The sequence below is a fragment of the Vagococcus sp. WN89Y genome (assembly GCF_052220145.1).
Taxonomy (GTDB): Bacteria; Pseudomonadota; Gammaproteobacteria; order Enterobacterales; family Enterobacteriaceae; genus Kosakonia.
The window spans coordinates 123,434-142,521 of the sequence record NZ_JBQPOM010000032.1; the positions used below are offsets into that span (position 1 = coordinate 123,434).

Consider the following 19,088-nt stretch of genomic DNA (forward strand, 5'->3'; position numbering starts at 1 on the left):
CTGCAAAAAAAAACAAACGCCCTGGCCGGACTGGCTGCGCGTGGCACCGCCCGTTTGCATAATCTGGCGTGCAAATCATGCTCAAAGGTATGGGCTTTCGAGGACGCTATGCTATTCATTTTTCGCGTAATTATTGTTGTTATCTACTCTATTCTGGTCTGCATATTTGGCTCTATTTACTGCCTGTTCAGCCCACGTAACCCGAAGCATGTCGCTACCTTCGGCCATATGTTTGGCCGCCTGGCGCCGCTGTTCGGCCTGAAAGTCGAAACCCGTTTGCCGCCGGATGCGTCACAGTTTGGCAATGCTATCTACATCGCTAATCATCAGAACAACTACGATATGGTAACGGCTTCTAACATTGTGCAGCCGCCGACCGTTACCGTGGGCAAAAAAAGCCTGCTGTGGATCCCGTTCTTTGGCCTGCTTTACTGGCTGACCGGCAACCTGTTGATTGACCGTAACAATCGGACGAAAGCGCACGGCACCATTGCGCAAGTGGTGAAGCATATCCAGAAGCGCAATATCTCTGTCTGGATGTTTCCGGAAGGGACACGCAGCCGGGGCCGCGGGTTGCTGCCGTTTAAAACCGGCGCGTTTCACGCAGCGATTGCCGCCGGAGTGCCTGTCATTCCGGTGTGCGTGTCGAATACCTCGAACAAAATCAACCTTAACCGCTTGCGTAACGGTCTGGTGATTGTCGAGATGCTGCCGCCGATTGATATCACGCAGTATGGCAAAGATCAGGTGCGCGAGCTGGCCGTGCATTGCCGTGAAGTGATGGCGCAGAAAATCGCCGAACTTGATAAAGAAGTAGCAGAACGTGAAGCGGCCGGTCGGCTTTAATTTTTTGATTTATAGCAAGTCCAGCGAAGTGAATTTCTCTGGCGATGTGAGTCAGTTTTACACGGAGCAAATATGTCACTCAGTCGGCGTCAGTTTATTCAGGCATCCGGTGTTGCGCTTTGTGCAGGCGCATTACCGCTGAGGGCAAATGCTGCCGGCAAGCAACCCCCGCTGCCCGTGCCTCCACTGCTGGAGTCGCGCCGCGGGCAGCCCCTGTTTCTCACCTTACAGCGCGCGCACTGGTCTTTTGCCAGCGGCACGCGCGCGCAGGTTGCCGGTATCAACGGGCGTTACCTCGGGCCGACGGTTCGCGTCTGGAGCGGGGATGACGTCAAACTTATTTATAGCAATCGGCTGACGGATAACGTTGCGATGACGGTCAGCGGTTTACAGGTGCCAGGCCCACTGCTTGGCGGCCCCGCGCGGATGATGTCGGCCAGTAGCGACTGGGCGCCGGTGCTGCCGATTCGCCAGAGCGCCAGCACATTGTGGTATCACGCCAACACGCCTAACCTTGCCGCCCAGCAGGTGTATAACGGGCTGGCGGGCATGTGGCTGATAGAAGATGAGGTCAGCAAATCGCTGCCTATCCCGAATCACTACGGTGTCGATGATTTCCCGGTCATTATTCAGGATAAACGTCTGGATAACTTCGGCACGCCGGAGTATAGCGAGCCGGGCAGCGGGGGCTTTGTTGGCGACACGCTGATGGTGAACGGCGCACAAAGCCCTTACATGGAAGTGTCTCGCGGCTGGGTACGCCTGCGCCTGCTGAACGCCTCCAATGCGCGCCGTTACTTGTTGCAGGCAAGCGATGGCCGCGCACTGCATGTGATTGCCAGCGATCAGGGCTTTTTACCAGCGCCAGTGGCGGTCAAGCAACTGGCGCTGGCGCCGGGCGAGCGGCGTGAAGTGCTGATTGATATGACCAATGGTGATGAAGTATCGATAACCTGCGGCGAAGCGGCGAGCATTATGGACAGACTGCGCGGTTTCTTTGAGCCGTCGAGCATTCTGATTTCGACGCTGGTGCTAACGCTGCGCCCGACCGGGCTGCTGCCGCTGGTCACCGATACGCTGCCGATGCGCCTGCTCCCTGACGATGTGCAGGCCGGTACGCCGGTTCGCAGCCGTGATATCACGCTGGGCAGTGACCCTGGGATCAACGGCCAGCTCTGGGATACCCAGCGTATTGATATGACCGCCCAACAAGGGAGCTGGGAGCGCTGGACGGTTCGTGCGGATATGCCGCAATCGTTCCATATAGAAGGCGTGATGTTTATCGTGCGCAACGTTAATGGCGCGGCACCTTTTCCTGAAGATCGCGGCTGGAAAGATACGGTTTGGGTCGACGGGCAGGTGGAGCTACTGGTGTGGTTCGGCCAGCCTTCCTGGCCGCATTTTCCTTTCCTGTATCAAAGCCAGACGCTGGAAATGGCCGATCGCGGCTCGGTTGGGCAACTGCTGGTGAACCCGGCACCGTAATCTCCCTCTTTCTTCGCACATCGTCGGTGAATGCACAGAAACGTTGTGCGATATACCTTCATATACCCACACAAAGCGGCGTATAATCGCCGCCCTTTGTTGAATTTTTTACCACCCCGGAAGCAAGATGAGCGCAATATCCCTGATCCAGCCGGATCGTGACCTTTTCTCCTGGCCCCAGTACTGGGCGGCCTGTTTCGGCCCTGCGCCGTTTTTACCGATGTCGCGTGAAGAGATGGAACAGCTCGGCTGGGATAGCTGCGACATTATCCTGGTGACTGGCGATGCGTATGTCGATCACCCGAGCTTCGGTATGGCCATCTGCGGGCGTATGCTGGAAGCCCAGGGGTTTCGCGTGGGGATCATTGCCCAGCCGGACTGGAGCAGCAAAGATGACTTTATGCGTCTGGGCAAACCGAACCTGTTCTTCGGCGTGACCGCCGGCAATATGGACTCGATGATCAACCGTTACACCGCCGATCGTAAACTGCGCCATGACGACGCCTATACGCCGGATAACGTTGCCGGTAAACGCCCGGATCGTGCCACGCTCGTCTATACCCAGCGCTGCAAAGAGGCGTGGAAAGATGTGCCGGTTATCTTAGGCGGTATCGAAGCCAGCCTGCGCCGCACGGCGCATTATGATTACTGGTCTGACACCGTGCGTCGCTCGGTGCTGATTGATGCCAAAGCCGACATGCTGATGTTTGGTAACGGTGAACGCCCGCTGGTGGAAGTGGCGCACCGACTGGCGGCGGGTGAGCCCATTGCGCAGATCCGCGATGTGCGCAACACGGCAATCGTGGTCAAAGAAGCGCTGCCTGGCTGGAGCGGTGTCGATTCCACGCGTCTCGACACGCCGGGTAAAATCGACCCAATCCCGCATCCGTACGGTGAAGACTTGCCGTGCGCGGATAATAAGCCCGTGGTACCACAGGCGCAGGAAGCCCGGCGCGTGACGGTTCAGCCGCCGCGCCCGAAGCCCTGGGAGAAGACTTATGTTTTGCTGCCCTCTTTTGAGAAGGTCAAAAGCGACAAAGTTTTATATGCTCACGCCTCGCGCATTTTGCACCATGAAACCAACCCAGGTTGCGCCAGGGCGCTGATGCAAAAGCATGGCGATCGCTATATCTGGATAAACCCGCCGGCTATCCCGCTCTCCACCGAAGAGATGGACAGCGTGTTTGCCCTGCCGTATCAGCGCGTGCCGCACCCGGCCTATGGCAAAAGCCGCATCCCGGCTTACGACATGATCCGCTTTTCAATTAATATTATGCGCGGCTGTTTTGGCGGCTGCTCTTTCTGCTCGATTACCGAACACGAAGGGCGCATTATTCAGAGCCGCTCACAAGAGTCGATCATTAATGAGATCGAAGCCATTCGCGACACGGTGCCCGGTTTTACCGGTGTTATCTCCGATCTTGGCGGCCCGACGGCCAATATGTATATGCTGCGCTGTAAATCGCCGCGCGCCGAACAGACCTGCCGCCGCCTCTCGTGTGTCTACCCGGACATTTGTCCGCATATGGATACCAACCACCAGCCGACCATCGATCTCTACCGCCGCGCGCGTTCTCTCAAAGGCATTAAAAAGATCCTGATTGCCTCCGGCGTGCGTTACGACCTGGCGGTGGAAGATCCGCGCTACGTGAAAGAGCTGGCGACGCACCATGTGGGCGGCTATCTGAAGATTGCCCCGGAGCACACGGAAGAGGGGCCGCTGTCGAAAATGATGAAGCCGGGCATGGGAAGCTACGATCGCTTTAAACAGCTTTTCGATACCTATTCCAAAGAGGCGGGCAAAGAGCAGTATCTGATCCCGTACTTTATCTCGGCGCACCCCGGTACGCGTGATGAAGACATGGTTAACCTGGCGTTATGGCTCAAGCGTCACCGTTTCCGCCTCGATCAGGTGCAGAACTTCTATCCTTCGCCGCTGGCGAACTCGACGACGATGTATTACACCGGCAAAAATCCGCTGTCGAAAATCGATTACAAGAGCGAAGAGGTGGTGGTGCCGAAAGGGGACAAACAGCGCCGCCTGCATAAAGCGCTGCTGCGCTATCACGATCCGGCAAACTGGCCGCTGCTGCGCCAGGCGCTGGAAGCGATGGGCAAAAAGCACCTGATTGGTTCGCGCCGCGAGTGCCTGGTCCCGGCGCCGACGCTGGATGAGATGCGTGAAGCGCGTCGGCAAAATAGCCGCGCGCAGCCTGCGCTTTCCCGCCATACAGCGATTGCGCACCAGCGCAGTAACGGCAAACAAACGCCTGTTGCGGCGAAGAAGAAAGCCCCGCGCGTGCGCTGATCCGCACATAAAAAAGCCCGGCGGGTTGCCGGGCTGATATCAGACGGGCGCGTTAGCCGCCGAACTGATCCGGATCCGGGCCGAGGCGTTTGCCCTGGTCCAGTTTGGCGATTTCGCCCAGCTCGTCTTTATCGAGGCGGAAATCCCAGACACCGAAGTTTTCCGCAATACGCGCCGGGGTGACGGATTTTGGAATCACGACCAGGCCACTGTCCAGATGCCAGCGGATCACAACCTGCGCCGGGGTTTTGCCATATTTATCTGCCAGTTCACGGATGATTTTCTGATCGAAAACCCCTTCGCCGCCTTGTGCCAGCGGGCTCCAGGACTCGGTCTGGATCTTATGCGTGGCGTTCCAGGCGTGTAGCTGGCGCTGCTGCATCAGCGGGTGCAGTTCGATTTGGTTGATAACCGGGGCCACGCCGGTCTCATCGATAATTTTTTGCAGATGCGGGATCTGGAAGTTACACACGCCGATACTTTTAATCAGCCCCTGCTTTTGCAGTTCGATCATGCCTTTCCAGGCGTCCACATAATGATCGATGGCCGGTACCGGCCAGTGCATCAGATAGAGATCCACATAGTCGAGCTGAAGCTTTTTCAGGCTCTCTTTTAAGGCTTCCGCCGGGCGTTTCTGGTCATCATTCCAGAGCTTGGTTGTAATGAACAACTCCTCGCGCGCCACATCTGCACTGGCGAGTGCTTTACCGACGCCCTCTTCATTTTTATAGGCGGCGGCGGTGTCAATTGAGCGGTAACCCACTTCCAGTGCTTTATGAATAGCGGTAACCACTTCCTCGTTGCTTGCTTTCCACACGCCCAGGCCTAATTGTGGCATCAGGTTGCCGTCGGATAGCTTAATCACCGTTGGTTGTGTCATGCATCTCTCCTTTCAAAAGGCTTACCGGGACGAACCCGGTAAGGTGGTGTGCAATTAAGTGTGGTCGAAAAAACCAAAAACGAAAGCCTTGCTTTTGTGGCGCTTAGCGTGCGGCTTCGTAAATACGACGGCTGACATCCAGCGTAATATCCTGGTGCTCGCCAAGTTGCGTCATGCCGTGCTCTTCCAGTTTTGCCAGCAGTGCCGGGATGGAACTGCCGTCCAGGCCGTAGGCAGACAGGCGTGTTGGTACACCCATACGTTCGAAGAAATCACGGGTGGCGGCAATGGCCGCATCAATGCGTTCCTCTTCCGTCCCTTCGGTAATGTTCCACACGCGTGCGGCGTATTGCAGCAGCTTGGCGCGCTTGGCTTCACGCTTCTCATTCCACAGGGCAGGCAGGACGATTGCCAGGGTTTGCGCGTGGTCGAGGCCATGCATCGCGGTCAGCTCATGGCCCAGCATATGCGTTGCCCAGTCCTGCGGGACGCCTGCGCCAATCAGGCCATTTAACGCCTGGGTCGCAGCCCACATCACGTTAGCGCGCACGTTGTAGTTTTCCGGCTCCTGCAACGCTTTGGGGCCATCTTCAATCAACGTCAGCAAGATGCCCTCGGCAAAGCGATCCTGGATTTTGCCATCAACCGGGTAAGTCACGTATTGCTCAACGGTATGTACGAAAGCATCAACGACACCGTTCGCCACCTGGCGCGGCGGCAGGGTGTAAGTGTAGACCGGGTCGAGCACGGCAAACAGCGGCTGAACGAACGGCGAATGGAAGGCTTGCTTATCGCCCGTGGTTTTACGTGACACCACCGCGCCTTTGTTCGACTCCGAACCAGTGGCCGGTAACGTCAGCACGGAACCCATCGGGATAGCGCTTTTGATTTCGCTGCCGCGGGTTTGCAGGATATGCCAGGGATCGACACCTTCAGCATAGTGGGCCGCCGCTGCGATAAATTTGGTGCCATCCAGCACGGAACCGCCGCCCACAGCCAGCAGGAACGTTATCTTTTCATCACGCGCGATCTTGACCGCTTTCATCAGCGTTTCATAAGACGGGTTGGGTTCGATACCGCTGAATTCACGAACGTCCAGGCCATCCAGCGCGCGGTAAACGTGTTCCAGCACGCCGTTCTTTTTCACACTGCCGCCGCCGTAAGTTATCAATACGCGCGCGTCTGCCGGGATTTGCTCACGCAGGTCGGCAATCGCACCTTTACCAAACAGGATGCGGGTCGGGGTGTGTAAATTAAAATTGTTCATCGTTCGTTCCCTTATGAGTGGGTGTTACCTGATAAGCAATATTGTGGGTGCAGGGGATATATCGCTCAATGCACATTCCTGCCTATGTCTTGCCTGTTTCTCTTTACGACTGGAGAAAAAGCACAAAACTTTGCACACTGTAGCGGTCGAATCAGCCTGCCGGAGAGGCAAAAAATGAACCGTGACGAGATTTGCCTGCAATTAACTGAAAAGATTAAGGCTCTGAAAAATAATGAAAACAGGCTTAACGCTTTGCTGCCCGATATTCGCTTACTGTATGGCACTCAGCCGGGTACCCGCACGCCGGTGATGTACCAGCCTGGCATCGTGTTTCTCTTTTCCGGCCACAAAATTGGCTATATCAATGAGCGAATGTTTCGTTATGACCCCAATGAATATTTGCTGCTGACGGTACCGCTGCCGTTCGAATGCGAAACCTTCGCCACGCCCCAGGTGCCGCTGGCCGGGATCCGGCTGAATGTGGATATCCTGCAATTACAGGAGCTGCTGATGGATATCGGCGAAGATGAGCATTTCCATCCGCGGGCTGCGGCGAGCGGGATAAATTCAGCGACGTTATCTGACGAGATTTTGTGCGCCGCCGAACGGCTGCTGGATGTGATGGAACGCCCGCTGGATGCGCGCATTCTCGGCAAACAGATTATTCGCGAGATGCTTTACCACGTCCTGACCGGGCCGTGCGGCGGCGCGCTGCTGGCGCTGGTGAGCCGCCAGACGCACTTCAGCCTGATTAGCCGCGTGCTTAAGCGTATTGAGAGCCAGTACACGGAAAGCCTTAGCGTTGATCAGCTGGCGGCGGAGGCCAATATGAGCGTCTCGGCGTTTCACCACAATTTCAAGTCGGTGACCAGCACCTCGCCGCTGCAATACCTGAAGAGTTACCGCCTGCATAGAGCGCGGATGCTGATGGTGCACGACGGTATGAAAGCCAGTGCGGCGGCGCTGCGTGTTGGCTATGAAAGCGCCTCGCAATTCAGCCGTGATTTTAAGCGCTACTTTGGGCTGACGCCCGGCGAGGATGTGGCGAGAATTCGCATGATACAGGGAAGTTAACGCGCGTCCCTCTTCGCGGGAAGAGGGAACGAAATCAGGCGTACTTTTTCTTAATAACGACGGCAATGGTGCCAATCAGCCCAGCAACCAGCAGGAAAACCGGCAGCAGCATCAGGATGGTCATCACCTGATCTTCATGGCGTTTAACGAACGGGATCATGCTGATGGCATAACCCAGCGACATCACCGCACCGACCCACAGCAGTGCGCTCAGCCAGTTAAATAGCTGAAAACGGCGGTTTGATAAGCCCGAGATACCGGCCATCGTGGGCAGCAGGGTACGCACAAAAGCGAGAAAACGCCCGGCCAGTAGCGCCAGCAAACCGTGGCGGTCAAACATATATGTCGCTCGCTCGTGGTACTTTACCGGCAGCTGGGAGAGCCAGCTTTTCACCACGCGCGTATTGCCAAGCCATTTGCCCTGTAAATAGCTCAGCCAGCAGCCGAGGCTGGCGGCGACCGTCAGAATAAACAGCGTCGGCACGAAGTCCATGCACCCGCGCGCAATCAGCGCGCCTGCCAGTAACAGCAAGCTGTCGCCGGGTAAAAATGAAGCAGGCAGTAAACCATTCTCTAAAAAGAGCGTGGCAAACATCACAATATAAACCACGCCGACAACATGAGGATTTGCCAGCGCCGCAAAGTCGTGTTGCCAGAGCGCAGCAATAATATTTTGAAAAACAACCATGGACTTTCCTGTGGAACCGCTTTGAAGCGGCTATTATACTCCTCTCGCGCCCGAAACACCTTGATCGTGGGCGCAAGAAATACAGGGTTTTCTGTGGATGCCCCACTTTACACGATGCGCTGGAAACCTGCTGCTAAATCCTCTTTCAAATCGTCAACGTTTTCTAAACCAATATGGAGACGAATAAGGGTACCGCTAAAATCGACTTCGCCGTCCGGACGAATGGCGGCAAGTTGATCCGGCTGATTTGCTAAAATTAATGATTCGTACCCGCCCCACGAATAGGCCATGCTGAATAACGAAAAGTGGTCGAGATAGTTTGCCAGCTCTTCATTATTTAAACGTTTATTTAACACAAAGGAGAACAGCCCGCTGCTGCCTGTAAAGTCTCGCTTCCAGTACTCATGGCCTTTGCTGCCCGGTAAGGCCGGGTGATTCACGCGCGCGACCTGCGGGTGCTCCGCCAGCCATTGCGCGATCTTCAGGCTGCTTTCATGGTGCTGGCGCAGGCGCACGCTGAGGGTGCGCAGCCCACGGCTGGTCATATAAGCGGTGTCGGCATCGACCATTTGCCCCATCAGATAGGCGTTCTCGCGCAGCTGCTCCCAGCAGCGGGCGTTAGCGACGGCGGTGCCAATCATGCCGTCTGAATGACCAATCAGATACTTTGTCGCCGCCTGAATAGAAATATCGATATCAAACGCCAGCGCTTTAAACAAAATGCCTGCCGCCCAGGTGTTATCAATCATGATGATAGCCTCGGGCGCGACGCTTCTGACCGCCTGCACGATAGCGGGAACGTCATGGACTTCCATGGTGATAGAGCCGGGAGATTCCAGGAACACCACTTTGGTGTTGGGCTGAATAAGCCGCACGATACTTGCGCCGATCAGCGGATCGAACCAGCTGGTGGTCACGCCCAGCCTGGTGAGAATTTTGTTGCAGAAGTCCTGGCTTGGCTCATAAGCGGTGTTGGTCATCAGCACATGATCGCCTTGCTCAACAAAGGCCAGAATGGTGTTTGCCACCGCAGCCGCGCCGCAAGGGAACAGAGCACAGCCCGCGCCACCTTCCAGTTCGCACATCGCTTCCTGTAATGAGAAGTGCGTCAGCGTCCCGCGACGCCCGTAGAACAGCTCGCCGTTGGCGCGGTTACGGGTGGCGTGTCGTTTGGCTTCTACCGTGTCGAAAACCAGGGAAGAGGCGCGCTGAATCACGCTATTGACCGCTCCCTGCGTATATTTCTTGCTGCGCCCTGCGTTAACCAGAGCAGTATCAATATGCTTCGCCGTCATGTTTGCTAAACCTGTTTTATACGTCTGGATGTCCAGACTACCATGAAAGATTGCGGATGCCTCCTGCTTAAGAGAAAGCGCGTTAATTTTTTCTTATAAATGTTCACAGGCGTTTATTTACTGCGTAAGCGCAAAGAAAAGGGCTTACATTTCAGGCAGTATGTAAATACTAATGAGAACTACTATCAATTCGGCGAAGTTTTGATATTATTGCGCTCAGATTTTGTGATTTGCGTCTCGGAGATACACAGTGGGTAATAATTTGATGCAGACTGATCTATCCGTGTGGGGTATGTATCAGCATGCCGATATCGTTGTGAAAATTGTGATGATCGGCCTGATCCTGGCTTCTGTCGTCACATGGGCTCTTTTCTTCAGCAAAAGCGTTGAGATGATTTCTCAAAAGCGCCGCCTTAAGCGCGAGCAGCAGCAGCTGGCTGAAGCCCGTTCTCTGGATCAGGCCAGCGAAATCTCCGCCTCTTTCCACGCAAAAAGCCTTAGCACTCTGCTGATTAATGAAGCCCAGAATGAACTGGAACTTTCTGAAGGCAGCGAAGACAACGAAGGTATCAAAGAGCGCACCGGTTTTCGCCTGGAGCGCCGCGTTGCCGCAACCGGTCGTTATATGGGGCGCGGAAATGGTTATCTCGCCACCATCGGCGCAATCTCTCCGTTCGTGGGCCTGTTTGGTACCGTCTGGGGCATCATGAACAGCTTTATTGGTATTGCGCAAACGCAAACCACTAACCTTGCCGTCGTTGCACCCGGTATCGCTGAAGCGCTGCTGGCTACGGCTATTGGCCTGGTTGCCGCTATCCCCGCCGTGGTTATCTATAATATTTTCGCGCGTATGATTGGCAGCTATAAAGCGACGCTCGGCGATGTTGCGGCCCAGGTTCTGCTGCTGCAAAGCCGCGATCTTGACCTGGCTGCCAGCGCCTCATCCCAGCCGGTTCGTTCCGCTTCGAAATTACGTGTAGGTTAATAGCAATGGCGATGCGTCTTAATGAAAACCTGGACGATAACGGCGAAATGCATGAAATCAACGTGACGCCGTTTATCGACGTTATGTTAGTGCTGCTGATTATCTTTATGGTCGCCGCGCCGCTTGCTACCGTTGATGTGAAGGTTAATCTTCCGGCATCATCCAGCCAGCCGCAGCCGCGCCCGGAAAAACCGGTTTACCTGTCGGTGAAAGCAGATAACACCATGTTTATCGGTAACGATCCGGTAACGGATGAGACGATGATTGCTGAGCTGAATGCGCTGACCGAAGGTAAGAAAGATACCACCATCTTCTTTCGCGCGGATAAAACCGTAGATTACGAAACAATGATGAAAGTGATGGATACGCTGCATCAGGCCGGTTATCTGAAAATCGGTCTGGTGGGGGAAGAGGTCGCGAAAGCGAAGTAACGCCCGGGCAGTAAGTAAAAGGCTGGCAGCGATGCCAGCCTTTTCTGTTTCTGAGCGAAAATCGGTTTAGCCCAGGTGTTCGCCGCCGGTTACACCGTGAACCTCTGCGGTAACATAGCTTGATTCCTGGCTCGCCAGGTAGACATAAATCCCCGCCAGTTCTGCCGGTTGCCCGGCGCGTTTCAGCGGCGTTTGCTGGCCAAATTGCGGCAGTTTGTCCTGTGGCTGACCACCAGAAATCTGCAACGCAGTCCAGATTGGCCCTGGCGCGACGATATTCACGCGAATCCCTTTCTCAGCCACCTGTTTCGCCAGTCCGCGGCTGTAGTTAAGGATGGCGGCCTTCGTTGATGCGTAGTCCAGCAGATGGGTACTCGGCTGGTAGGCCTGAATAGACGACGTGGTGATGATGCTACCGCCGGGCGGCAATATCGCGACCGTTTCTTGCGTGATCCAAAAGAGCGAGAAGACGTTAAGTGTGTAGGTTTGCACAAATTGCTCGGTCGTCAGGTTCGCAATCTCTTCAATGGCTGTTTGGCGACCGGCGACCAGCGCCAGCACATCCAGCCCGCCGAGCTGCTCTTTCGCTTTATGCGCCAGCGCGCGGGCAAAAGACTCATCGCTCAGATCGCCTGGGATCAGCACCGCTTTACGACCGGCCTCCTCGATCAGGGCTTTAACCTGCTGCGCGTCCTCTTCCTCTGCGGGCAGGTAGTTAATAGCAACATCTGCACCTTCACGCGCATACGCAATTGCTGCCGCGCGTCCAATCCCGGAGTCGCCGCCTGTCACCAGAGCCTTACGGCCTTTCAAACGCCCGCTACCCACGTAACTGTTTTCGCCACAGTCAGGAACAGGTTCCATTTTGGCCTGCACGCCTGGGTAGGGCTGCTTCTGTTTCGGGTATTCACCTGTGTAATACTGGGTGGTGGGATCCTGAATTTTCGTTTGATCGGTAGACATTAAGTACCTCCATTTCGATTAGTGTCAGTACTTAAGGGTAGAACGCTGAGGAGGATGCGCAGGAAATTCAGTTTTTTCTTGAAAAGAAATAAAAGCAACAAACCGTGATCGCTATTTCACTTTTGCGTTTTTGTTCGCGAGGTCTTCAGTTAATGCAACGGTCGTCACGTTTGAGGTGCGGTATTCGCCATCGCTAAGTTTGCGGCTCAGGCGCAGCGTCGCGGACTCTCTTTCGAGGATATATTGATAGTTCGCTTCCAGGCGGCCCATGATTTTCTCCAGCAGCTCTGGCTTTTGCGCAATGACGGCATTAATGACCGCGCCATAAATTTCCTCTTTGACCTGCAAAGGGTATATTTCGCGGCGGTTTTGCCATTTCAGACGCACCAGCGTCGCAGGGATCGACACCAGTTCCTGAGCGATACGCTCAATGGTTTCGTTTTTACTGGATACCAGTGCTTCCATATTTTGCTTTAAGATAAATTCATCACTATTTCTGTCACTGAAACTCAAATAAACATTATTATTATCGAGTTCTTTCACTTTATTCATCTCCGAGCGTATAAAACATCGGTGCATCTTTTTCGCGCGTTATTAAATTAAGCCAAATTTCATTTCCAGCGTCGTTTATTTGTTGTGTTTTATCGACAATTAATTGGCTTAATGTTTGAGCATCAATCTCGCCTTCTTCTTGTAAGTCATTAAGCAGGCGAGCAAAGGTCTCGATTTTTACTACCCGGAATAAGCGCTCTTTAATATGCCGATCGCGCTCTTCCAGCAGCATATTTCGCGACTGGCCGGTATGACTGACATTCGCTAATATATCGTTGGCATGTTCGCAGAGCGTTCTTTTCCCCTGAGTTAAATTTGTTTCTTTTGCTTCTTCTCCAGACTTATTTTCAACGGCAGAAAGATGAAATCGTGCCGGAACAAGATTCTCGGGGAGCATTCTTAATATCCTTTATTATCAACAAGGAAGGAATAATTCAGGCGTGAGGTTCGTTGACAATATCATGGCGCAAATTTAAAATCAAAAAAAATGGAGCTGCTCATGAACAGTATTTTTTATTCTGTTATTGCACTATTGCTGCTAACAGGCGGCGTGCTTTTATTGATGCGCGAGTACAATAAAAAACCGCCCCTGAGTGAAATTGATAATCTGCAATCTCAGCTACAGCCTTTGTCAAAAGAGGAAGGCGAAGATCATTTTTCTGTGTTAATGAACGCGATTACCCCGGTGTGGTACTGGCGCGTCAACCATGAATATATCGATTTTCTCCATGCGACAATTAAGCGCATGAATATGGCGGAAATAAATAGTACGCCTGGTTTATTCGAGGCGCAGCGCCGCTGTAGCGATCTGAATTCGGCGGTGTATAAGTATTATGACAATATAAAAAAACGCTGCCTCAACGGTGAGAAAGTCCCGCATGCGGATCTGGATGTACTGAACCTGCGCCAGTGCTTTCGCGAATTCAGCATGGAGGCTTATCCGGCGCTGGTTGTGCTGGTGTGGCCGGAGAACCAGAGGCCGTGGATTAACCCCGGGGAGGTGTGATTTTACCCGCTGCCGCTGTTGCTATTTGGTTGCTACACTGAGATATACTGTGCGCCCGTTTAGCAACAGACAGGATACGACAGGATGGAACGCTTTCTGGAAAATGCAATGTACGCCTCGCGCTGGTTACTCGCACCGGTCTACTTTGGCCTTTCCCTTGCCATGTTGGCTTTGACGATAAAATTCTTCCAGGAGATTTTACATATTCTGCCCAACATCTTTTCACTTGCTGAGGCAGACCTGATCCTGACTTTACTCTCCCTGGTCGATATGGCGCTGGTCGGCGGGCTGCTGGTGATGGTGATGTTCTCCGGTTATGAGAATTTTGTTTCGCAGCTTGATATTGCAGAACACAAAGAAAAACTGAGCTGGCTGGGGAAAATGGATGCCACTTCGCTCAAAAATAAAGTTGCGGCATCTATTGTTGCTATCTCTTCCATTCACCTGCTGCGTGTTTTTATGGACGCAAAGAATGTCCCGGATAACAAACTGATGTGGTATGTGCTCATCCACCTGACGTTTGTGCTCTCGGCCTTTGTGATGGGCTATCTCGATCGTTTAACCCGCCACCACCATTAATTTGCCCGGCCCGGTTTGCCGCCGGGCCGTGCGCAGTTATTTATCTGACGAGGCCTGCCACAGGTTTAACTCGCCATCGGCGATATGCTTATCGATTTGCGCTAACTCCTCTGCGCTAAAGCTCAGATTATTCAGCGCCTGAACGTTTTCTTCTATCTGCTCCGGGCGGCTTGCGCCAATCAATACGGACGTCACGCGTTTATCTTTCAGTAGCCAGCTGAGCGACATTTGCGCCATTGATTGCCCGCGACGCTGTGCCATCTCATTCAACAGGCGCAGGCTGTTGAGGTTCTCTTCGGTAAGCATTTTCTCCGTCAGACCGCGCACTTTTTTGCCCTCCCGCTGCATACGCGAACCTTCAGGAATACCGTCGAGGTATTTCCCGGTGAGCAGCCCTTGCGCCAGCGGGGTAAAAGCGATACAGCCGACGCCGTCATCATCCAGCGCATCGAGCAGACCGGTTTTATCGACCCAACGGTTAAGCAAGTTATAAGAAGGCTGATGGATCAATAACGGAATTTTCCATTCGCGCAGCAGCGCGGCCATCTGCCGGGTTCGTTCGGTCGAGTAAGATGAGATGCCCACATAGAGTGCTTTGCCGCTTTGCACGGCCTGCGCTAACGCGGAGGCGGTTTCTTCCATCGGCGTCTTTTCATCAACCCGGTGCGAATAAAAAATATCAACATATTCCAGCCCCATTCGTTGCAGGCTTTGGTCGAGACTGGCGAGTAAGTACTTACGTGAACCGCCGGAGCCGTAAGGCCCGGGCCACATATCGTAACCCGCTTTGGTCGAGATAATCAGCTCGTCACGGTAACAGGCAAAATCACTGCGTAATAAGCGGCCAAAGTTTTCCTCCGCGCTGCCCGGCGGTGGCCCGTAGTTGTTTGCTAAATCGAAATGGGTAATGCCAAGATCAAATGCTTTACGCAGCAGAGCGCGCTGCGTATCCAGCGCGTGCTGGTGTCCAAAACTGTGCCACAAACCAAGCGATAAGGCGGGCAGTTGCAGGCCGCTTTTACCGCAGTAGCGGTATTGCATGTGTTCGTAGCGTGTCGGGCTTGCGAAACCAGGCATGATGTCTCCTTTCTTCTCTATGAATTTGAAACAGCGTTTCCATATTACACAGCATCCAGTGATTATGCTTATATCAGACGATAATTTGTGCAAAAAATAGACTGCTGTGCTTTGCTTAGAAAGCCATAATTTCACGGAGACAAACCATGACGCGTTTAACAGCGAAGGATTTTCCGCAGGAATTGCTCGATTACTACGACTACTATGCACACGGCAAAATCAACAAGCGTGAATTTTTACAGCTTGCCGGTAAATATGCGGTGGGCGGTATGACCGCGCTGGCCTTGTTTAATCTGCTCAAACCTGACTACGCCCTGGCAACGCAGGTGGAGTTCACCGATCCAGACATTCACCCGGAATATATAACTTACCCTTCACCAAACGGGCATGGTGAAGTGCGTGGTTATCTGGTCAAACCGGCAAACGCGACGGCAAAAGTACCGGTCGTAGTGGTGGTGCATGAAAACCGGGGGTTAAACCCTTATATAGAGGACGTCACGCGGCGTGTTGCCAAAGCGGGCTATATTGCTCTGGCACCGGACGGGCTAAGTTCGGTGGGCGGTTATCCTGGCAATGATGATGAAGGGCGCGAGCTACAGCAGAAAGTTGATCCGACCAAACTGATGAATGATTTCTTTGCCGCGATTGAATTTATGCAAACGCACCCGGACGTCACGGGCAAGGTAGGGATCACCGGCTTCTGTTACGGCGGCGGCGTTTCCAACGCGGCGGCAGTCGCTTACCCGGAGCTGGCCTGCGCAGTGCCGTTTTATGGCCGACAGCCGCCTGTCGCGGATGTCGCAAAAATCCGCGCGCCGCTTTTGCTGCACTATGCACAGCTGGATAAGAACATCAATGAAGGCTGGCCTGCGTATGAAAAGGCGCTGAAGGCTGCAAATAAAGTATACGAAGCCTGGATATATCAAGGTGTGAACCACGGTTTTCATAATGACTCCACCCCGCGTTATGACCAGGCTGCGGCTGAACTGGCCTGGCAACGCACGCTGGCTTGGTTTGAGAGGTATTTGCGTTAAGGTGGGTTTTTCCGGCAGGGATGCCGCGAAGCGAGCGATAAAATCTTTTTTTCAGAAAATATTTTTACACTCACCAACATAAAAGCGGAGCCGGGGAGGCAAAAGCGTCGTTTTTATTGTGCTGGTGAAATGTTTAATTACCGTTTTAATTTTCCTTAAGCCCGCCATAGTAGCTGCGAAAATTCCTGGTAAATGATGCAAAAATCATCGGCCACGAAAAGGTTGTATGCTATTTAAAATATCCACATTGTATACATATATAAACAATATCGGTTATCTCTGCGGTGCGAGGCGCCTGCCTGTCTGTATGATTTTAGAGCAAGTCAGGGTTCGCAGGGCGCATCGGGACTGCTTTTGTGACTTTTTACTCTGTTTTATAACATTGATGCAACAATAAAGTTAAGTGTTGTTTAAATAAACATTTAACATTGCTTAATAGTGCTTGTTTTTTATTCTAACGAATCTGTCAGGCCTCCTGTTTTTTATTTTTCAGTTGGCGCTATAAAGTGTAAATTAATATTTTTTGTGGAGGTTGTTAAACTTGTATTTTTTATTGATGAGAAGTTTTAGTTTATATTATGGTTTTATTGTTTGATGATGAAAAAATAAAACAATGACTGAAACATGAAATATATTCAGGTGCTGGTATCAAATAGTTATATAATTAAATTAACGTTATTTTTCATTGTGTTATATGTAATTTAACAAAGTTACTACTTTTTTAGGTAGGTTATAACGGCAAAAAAAAGTTAGCAGAATAGTAATTAGATAGCAGCGGTAAAGCCTGGTTTTATCGTGGGATTTATTAGAGTGCTTGATGGATTTTTTTTTAGTTAACCCATACAAGTTTTCTAAAGATTGCCGATAAAGAAGATAACTCTCACCCGCAGGTGAGAATGTAACTTCACTGCCAGGAAAATATTATGGGTATGCTTCGTAACTTTACTATACGAACCGTTATGCTGGTGATCCTCGGGATTTTCGGTTTGCTGTGGTCCGGTGTCGGCTTATATAGCGTTTTTTCTCTGTCAAAAGTGGCGCAGGGAAATGAGGTAGATCGTCAGCTCGTCACGCAGATGACGCTGCTGAGCCAGGGCAACGATCAGTATTTTCGGTTTGTTACGCGTTTAAGTCGTGTTATGGAGGCCAAAGCTGCGGGTGGCTCGCCGGATATGGCACCTGTACAGCAGGCGCTTGATAACATGGCGAAGAAACTGGCGGATTTTAAAGCTGTGTCGCCAGGCCCGATGGACCCTGCCGTTTCTGAAAAAGTGGTTTCTGGCTGGCAGGCCTTACTGGAAAACGGCGTCACGCCGCAGATGCAACTGGCGCAGCAGGGTACGGCGGAAGCGTATCGCAAGCAGGCAACCGGGGTAACGCCGGAACTGAGCCGTAACTTTGGCAGCGCCACGGAAAGCTTTAACAAAACGGCGAGCGATATGCTCGATCAGACCCGCGTGCTGGTTGATGCTCAGACCAGCAGTACCCGCGCAGCGCTGATTGCGGCAATGGTGTTAGGTCTGCTGATTTTGCTGTTTACCGATCGCTACCTGGTCACCATGCTGGTGAAACCGCTCAACCGTATCCGGGCGCACTTCCGCCTGATGGCGCAGGGCGATCTCAGCCAGCCAATAGAAGATTTTGGCCGTAACTGTGTCGGCCAGGTTGTGCCGCTGCTGTTAGCAATGCAGGACAGCCTGCGCGAAGCGGTAAGCAGCATTCGCCACGGCAGCGACAATATCTGGCGCGGCGCAACGGAAATTTCGACCGGCAATAACGATCTCTCTTCGCGTACCGAAGAGCAGGCGGCGGCGCTGGAGCAGACCGCAGCCAGTATGGAAGAGTTAACCGCAACGGTGAAACTGAACGCGGATAACGCAAGCCATGCCAGCGAACTGGCCGAAGTTGCTTCCGTCACAGCCAGTAAAGGTGGTGCGCTGGTAAAAGAAGTCGTCAGCACCATGGACGGCATCTCGGGCAGCTCGAAGAAAATCGCTGAAATCACCAATGTGATTAACAGCATCGCCTTCCAGACTAATATCCTTGCGCTCAACGCGGCAGTTGAAGCGGCGCGTGCAGGAGAACAGGGGCGCGGCTTTGCTGTCGTTGCCGGGGAAGTGCGTAATCTTGCCAGCCGCAGCGCCGGTGCGGCAAAAGAGATAGAAACGCTGATTGCGGATTCCGTCACCCGCGTGGAAAAAGGGGCGCAGTTAGTGAATGACACCGGTGCCACGATGGAAGGCATTTTGCGAGCCGTCACGGAGGTGACCACGATCATGAAGGAGATTGCCACCGCCTCTGCTGAGCAGAGCAAAGGGATCTCCCAGGTTGGCGTTGCGATTACACAGATGGACAACGTGACGCAGCAGAACGCCGCGCTGGTTGAACAAGTTTCTGCCGCCGCCGCCGCGCTGGAGCGCCAGACTGAAGAGCTACAGCGCTCCGTGCAGCAGTTCCGTCTCTCTGGCGATGAGCAGCAGAAACCTGCCGCTCCCGCGCTGGTGACGCCGGATTTGTCACGCGGCAGTGCGAAGAAAACGCCAGCTTCGCAGGATGAATGGGTCGCGTTTTAAACAACGCTATCACCCCCGGAAAAGATCGCTATATAATTAATTATA

Annotated in this window: 18 protein-coding genes; 10 read left to right on the top strand and 8 right to left on the bottom strand. The window is 53.1% G+C overall.

Annotation, left to right across the window (positions count from 1 at the left end):
• Window positions 1–108: 108 nt before the first annotated feature.
• The 3 genes from plsC to ACTU3N_RS14320 all read left to right on the top strand — a co-directional run bounded on the left by plsC (window position 109) and on the right by ACTU3N_RS14320 (window position 4,639).
• Window positions 109–846: a 1-acylglycerol-3-phosphate O-acyltransferase gene (plsC, locus tag ACTU3N_RS14310; protein WP_443086808.1), complete on the top strand. Its 738-nt coding sequence runs from the start codon at window positions 109–111 to the stop codon at window positions 844–846.
• Between the two features lie 72 nt (window positions 847–918).
• The gene (gene ftsP / locus ACTU3N_RS14315; protein ID WP_443086809.1) at window positions 919–2,331 is read left to right on the top strand and encodes a cell division protein FtsP; all 1,413 of its coding nucleotides are present in this window, start codon (window positions 919–921) and stop codon (window positions 2,329–2,331) included.
• Between the two features lie 127 nt (window positions 2,332–2,458).
• Window positions 2,459–4,639, top strand: coding sequence for a YgiQ family radical SAM protein (locus ACTU3N_RS14320; protein ID WP_443086810.1), 2,181 nt, complete (start codon window positions 2,459–2,461; stop codon window positions 4,637–4,639).
• Window positions 4,640–4,691: 52 nt separating this feature from the next.
• On the opposite strand, the gene dkgA is transcribed toward ACTU3N_RS14320, so the two are convergent.
• Both dkgA and yqhD read right to left on the bottom strand, forming a co-directional pair.
• Window positions 4,692–5,519 carry a 2,5-didehydrogluconate reductase DkgA gene (gene dkgA / locus ACTU3N_RS14325; protein ID WP_443086811.1) on the bottom strand — a complete coding sequence of 276 codons (828 nt, stop codon included), beginning with the start codon at window positions 5,517–5,519 and terminating at the stop codon, window positions 4,692–4,694.
• A 103-nt stretch (window positions 5,520–5,622) separates the two neighbouring features.
• Window positions 5,623–6,786: an alcohol dehydrogenase gene (gene yqhD / locus ACTU3N_RS14330; RefSeq protein ID WP_443086812.1), complete on the bottom strand. Its 1,164-nt coding sequence runs from the start codon at window positions 6,784–6,786 to the stop codon at window positions 5,623–5,625.
• A gap of 174 nt (window positions 6,787–6,960) precedes the next feature.
• On the opposite strand from yqhD, the gene ACTU3N_RS14335 reads away from it, so the two are divergent.
• Window positions 6,961–7,860, top strand: coding sequence for an AraC family transcriptional regulator (locus ACTU3N_RS14335; RefSeq protein WP_443086813.1), 900 nt, complete (start codon window positions 6,961–6,963; stop codon window positions 7,858–7,860).
• Between the two features lie 34 nt (window positions 7,861–7,894).
• Here the strand turns inward: ACTU3N_RS14335 and ACTU3N_RS14340 are convergent, their stop codons facing one another.
• Window positions 7,895–8,548 carry a DedA family protein gene (locus ACTU3N_RS14340; protein ID WP_443086814.1) on the bottom strand — a complete coding sequence of 218 codons (654 nt, stop codon included), beginning with the start codon at window positions 8,546–8,548 and terminating at the stop codon, window positions 7,895–7,897.
• Window positions 8,549–8,655: 107 nt separating this feature from the next.
• Window positions 8,656–9,843, bottom strand: coding sequence for a cystathionine beta-lyase (gene metC / locus ACTU3N_RS14345; protein WP_443086815.1), 1,188 nt, complete (start codon window positions 9,841–9,843; stop codon window positions 8,656–8,658).
• Window positions 9,844–10,108: 265 nt separating this feature from the next.
• Here metC and exbB point away from each other — a divergent pair, with 265 nt between their 5' ends.
• Together exbB and exbD are read left to right on the top strand one after the other, a co-directional pair.
• The gene (exbB, locus tag ACTU3N_RS14350; RefSeq protein ID WP_443086816.1) at window positions 10,109–10,828 is read left to right on the top strand and encodes a tol-pal system-associated acyl-CoA thioesterase; all 720 of its coding nucleotides are present in this window, start codon (window positions 10,109–10,111) and stop codon (window positions 10,826–10,828) included.
• Window positions 10,829–10,833: 5 nt separating this feature from the next.
• Entirely contained in the window at window positions 10,834–11,259 is a 426-nt protein-coding gene (gene exbD / locus ACTU3N_RS14355; RefSeq protein ID WP_443086817.1) for a TonB system transport protein ExbD, read from the top strand.
• Window positions 11,260–11,325: 66 nt separating this feature from the next.
• On the opposite strand, the gene ACTU3N_RS14360 is transcribed toward exbD, so the two are convergent.
• From ACTU3N_RS14360 to ACTU3N_RS14370, 3 genes are all read right to left on the bottom strand, one after another.
• Complete coding sequence (locus tag ACTU3N_RS14360) at window positions 11,326–12,222, bottom strand: SDR family oxidoreductase (protein ID WP_443086818.1); 897 nt, start codon at window positions 12,220–12,222, stop codon at window positions 11,326–11,328.
• Between the two features lie 111 nt (window positions 12,223–12,333).
• Entirely contained in the window at window positions 12,334–12,687 is a 354-nt protein-coding gene (locus ACTU3N_RS14365) for a hypothetical protein (RefSeq protein ID WP_443086819.1), read from the bottom strand.
• Between the two features lie 79 nt (window positions 12,688–12,766).
• On the bottom strand, window positions 12,767–13,171 hold the full coding sequence (locus ACTU3N_RS14370) for a hypothetical protein (RefSeq protein WP_443086820.1): 405 nt from the start codon (window positions 13,169–13,171) through the stop codon (window positions 12,767–12,769).
• 102 nt (window positions 13,172–13,273) lie between these two features.
• Here ACTU3N_RS14370 and ACTU3N_RS14375 point away from each other — a divergent pair, with 102 nt between their 5' ends.
• Complete coding sequence (locus tag ACTU3N_RS14375) at window positions 13,274–13,780, top strand: ESA_00282 family adhesion-associated protein (protein WP_443086821.1); 507 nt, start codon at window positions 13,274–13,276, stop codon at window positions 13,778–13,780.
• An 84-nt stretch (window positions 13,781–13,864) separates the two neighbouring features.
• Complete coding sequence (locus ACTU3N_RS14380; RefSeq protein ID WP_443086822.1) at window positions 13,865–14,359, top strand: TIGR00645 family protein; 495 nt, start codon at window positions 13,865–13,867, stop codon at window positions 14,357–14,359.
• Window positions 14,360–14,395: 36 nt separating this feature from the next.
• On the opposite strand, the gene ACTU3N_RS14385 is transcribed toward ACTU3N_RS14380, so the two are convergent.
• Window positions 14,396–15,436: an aldo/keto reductase gene (locus ACTU3N_RS14385; RefSeq protein WP_443086823.1), complete on the bottom strand. Its 1,041-nt coding sequence runs from the start codon at window positions 15,434–15,436 to the stop codon at window positions 14,396–14,398.
• Between the two features lie 146 nt (window positions 15,437–15,582).
• On the opposite strand from ACTU3N_RS14385, the gene yghX reads away from it, so the two are divergent.
• Complete coding sequence (gene yghX, locus ACTU3N_RS14390; protein ID WP_443086824.1) at window positions 15,583–16,470, top strand: YghX family hydrolase; 888 nt, start codon at window positions 15,583–15,585, stop codon at window positions 16,468–16,470.
• Window positions 16,471–17,393: 923 nt separating this feature from the next.
• Window positions 17,394–19,043: a methyl-accepting chemotaxis protein gene (locus tag ACTU3N_RS14395; RefSeq protein ID WP_443086825.1), complete on the top strand. Its 1,650-nt coding sequence runs from the start codon at window positions 17,394–17,396 to the stop codon at window positions 19,041–19,043.
• The last annotated feature ends 45 nt before the right edge of the window (window positions 19,044–19,088 follow it).

Excerpts from the sequence above, each read along its gene's own strand:
- exbB (WP_443086816.1), top strand. The coding sequence starts at position 10,109 with ATGCAGACTGATCTATCCGTGTGGGGTATGTATCAGCATGCCGATATC.
- exbD (WP_443086817.1), top strand. The coding sequence starts at position 10,834 with ATGGCGATGCGTCTTAATGAAAACCTGGACGATAACGGCGAAATGCAT.
- ACTU3N_RS14385 (WP_443086823.1), bottom strand. The coding sequence starts at position 15,436 with ATGCCTGGTTTCGCAAGCCCGACACGCTACGAACACATGCAATACCGC.
- ACTU3N_RS14370 (WP_443086820.1), bottom strand. The coding sequence starts at position 13,171 with ATGCTCCCCGAGAATCTTGTTCCGGCACGATTTCATCTTTCTGCCGTT.
- ACTU3N_RS14375 (WP_443086821.1), top strand. The coding sequence starts at position 13,274 with ATGAACAGTATTTTTTATTCTGTTATTGCACTATTGCTGCTAACAGGC.
- dkgA (WP_443086811.1), bottom strand. The coding sequence starts at position 5,519 with ATGACACAACCAACGGTGATTAAGCTATCCGACGGCAACCTGATGCCA.
- ACTU3N_RS14335 (WP_443086813.1), top strand. The coding sequence starts at position 6,961 with ATGAACCGTGACGAGATTTGCCTGCAATTAACTGAAAAGATTAAGGCT.
- plsC (WP_443086808.1), top strand. The coding sequence starts at position 109 with ATGCTATTCATTTTTCGCGTAATTATTGTTGTTATCTACTCTATTCTG.
- ftsP (WP_443086809.1), top strand. The coding sequence starts at position 919 with ATGTCACTCAGTCGGCGTCAGTTTATTCAGGCATCCGGTGTTGCGCTT.
- ACTU3N_RS14340 (WP_443086814.1), bottom strand. The coding sequence starts at position 8,548 with ATGGTTGTTTTTCAAAATATTATTGCTGCGCTCTGGCAACACGACTTT.
- ACTU3N_RS14320 (WP_443086810.1), top strand. The coding sequence starts at position 2,459 with ATGAGCGCAATATCCCTGATCCAGCCGGATCGTGACCTTTTCTCCTGG.
- ACTU3N_RS14380 (WP_443086822.1), top strand. The coding sequence starts at position 13,865 with ATGGAACGCTTTCTGGAAAATGCAATGTACGCCTCGCGCTGGTTACTC.
- yghX (WP_443086824.1), top strand. The coding sequence starts at position 15,583 with ATGACGCGTTTAACAGCGAAGGATTTTCCGCAGGAATTGCTCGATTAC.
- ACTU3N_RS14395 (WP_443086825.1), top strand. The coding sequence starts at position 17,394 with ATGGGTATGCTTCGTAACTTTACTATACGAACCGTTATGCTGGTGATC.
- metC (WP_443086815.1), bottom strand. The coding sequence starts at position 9,843 with ATGACGGCGAAGCATATTGATACTGCTCTGGTTAACGCAGGGCGCAGC.
- ACTU3N_RS14360 (WP_443086818.1), bottom strand. The coding sequence starts at position 12,222 with ATGTCTACCGATCAAACGAAAATTCAGGATCCCACCACCCAGTATTAC.
- ACTU3N_RS14365 (WP_443086819.1), bottom strand. The coding sequence starts at position 12,687 with ATGGAAGCACTGGTATCCAGTAAAAACGAAACCATTGAGCGTATCGCT.
- yqhD (WP_443086812.1), bottom strand. The coding sequence starts at position 6,786 with ATGAACAATTTTAATTTACACACCCCGACCCGCATCCTGTTTGGTAAA.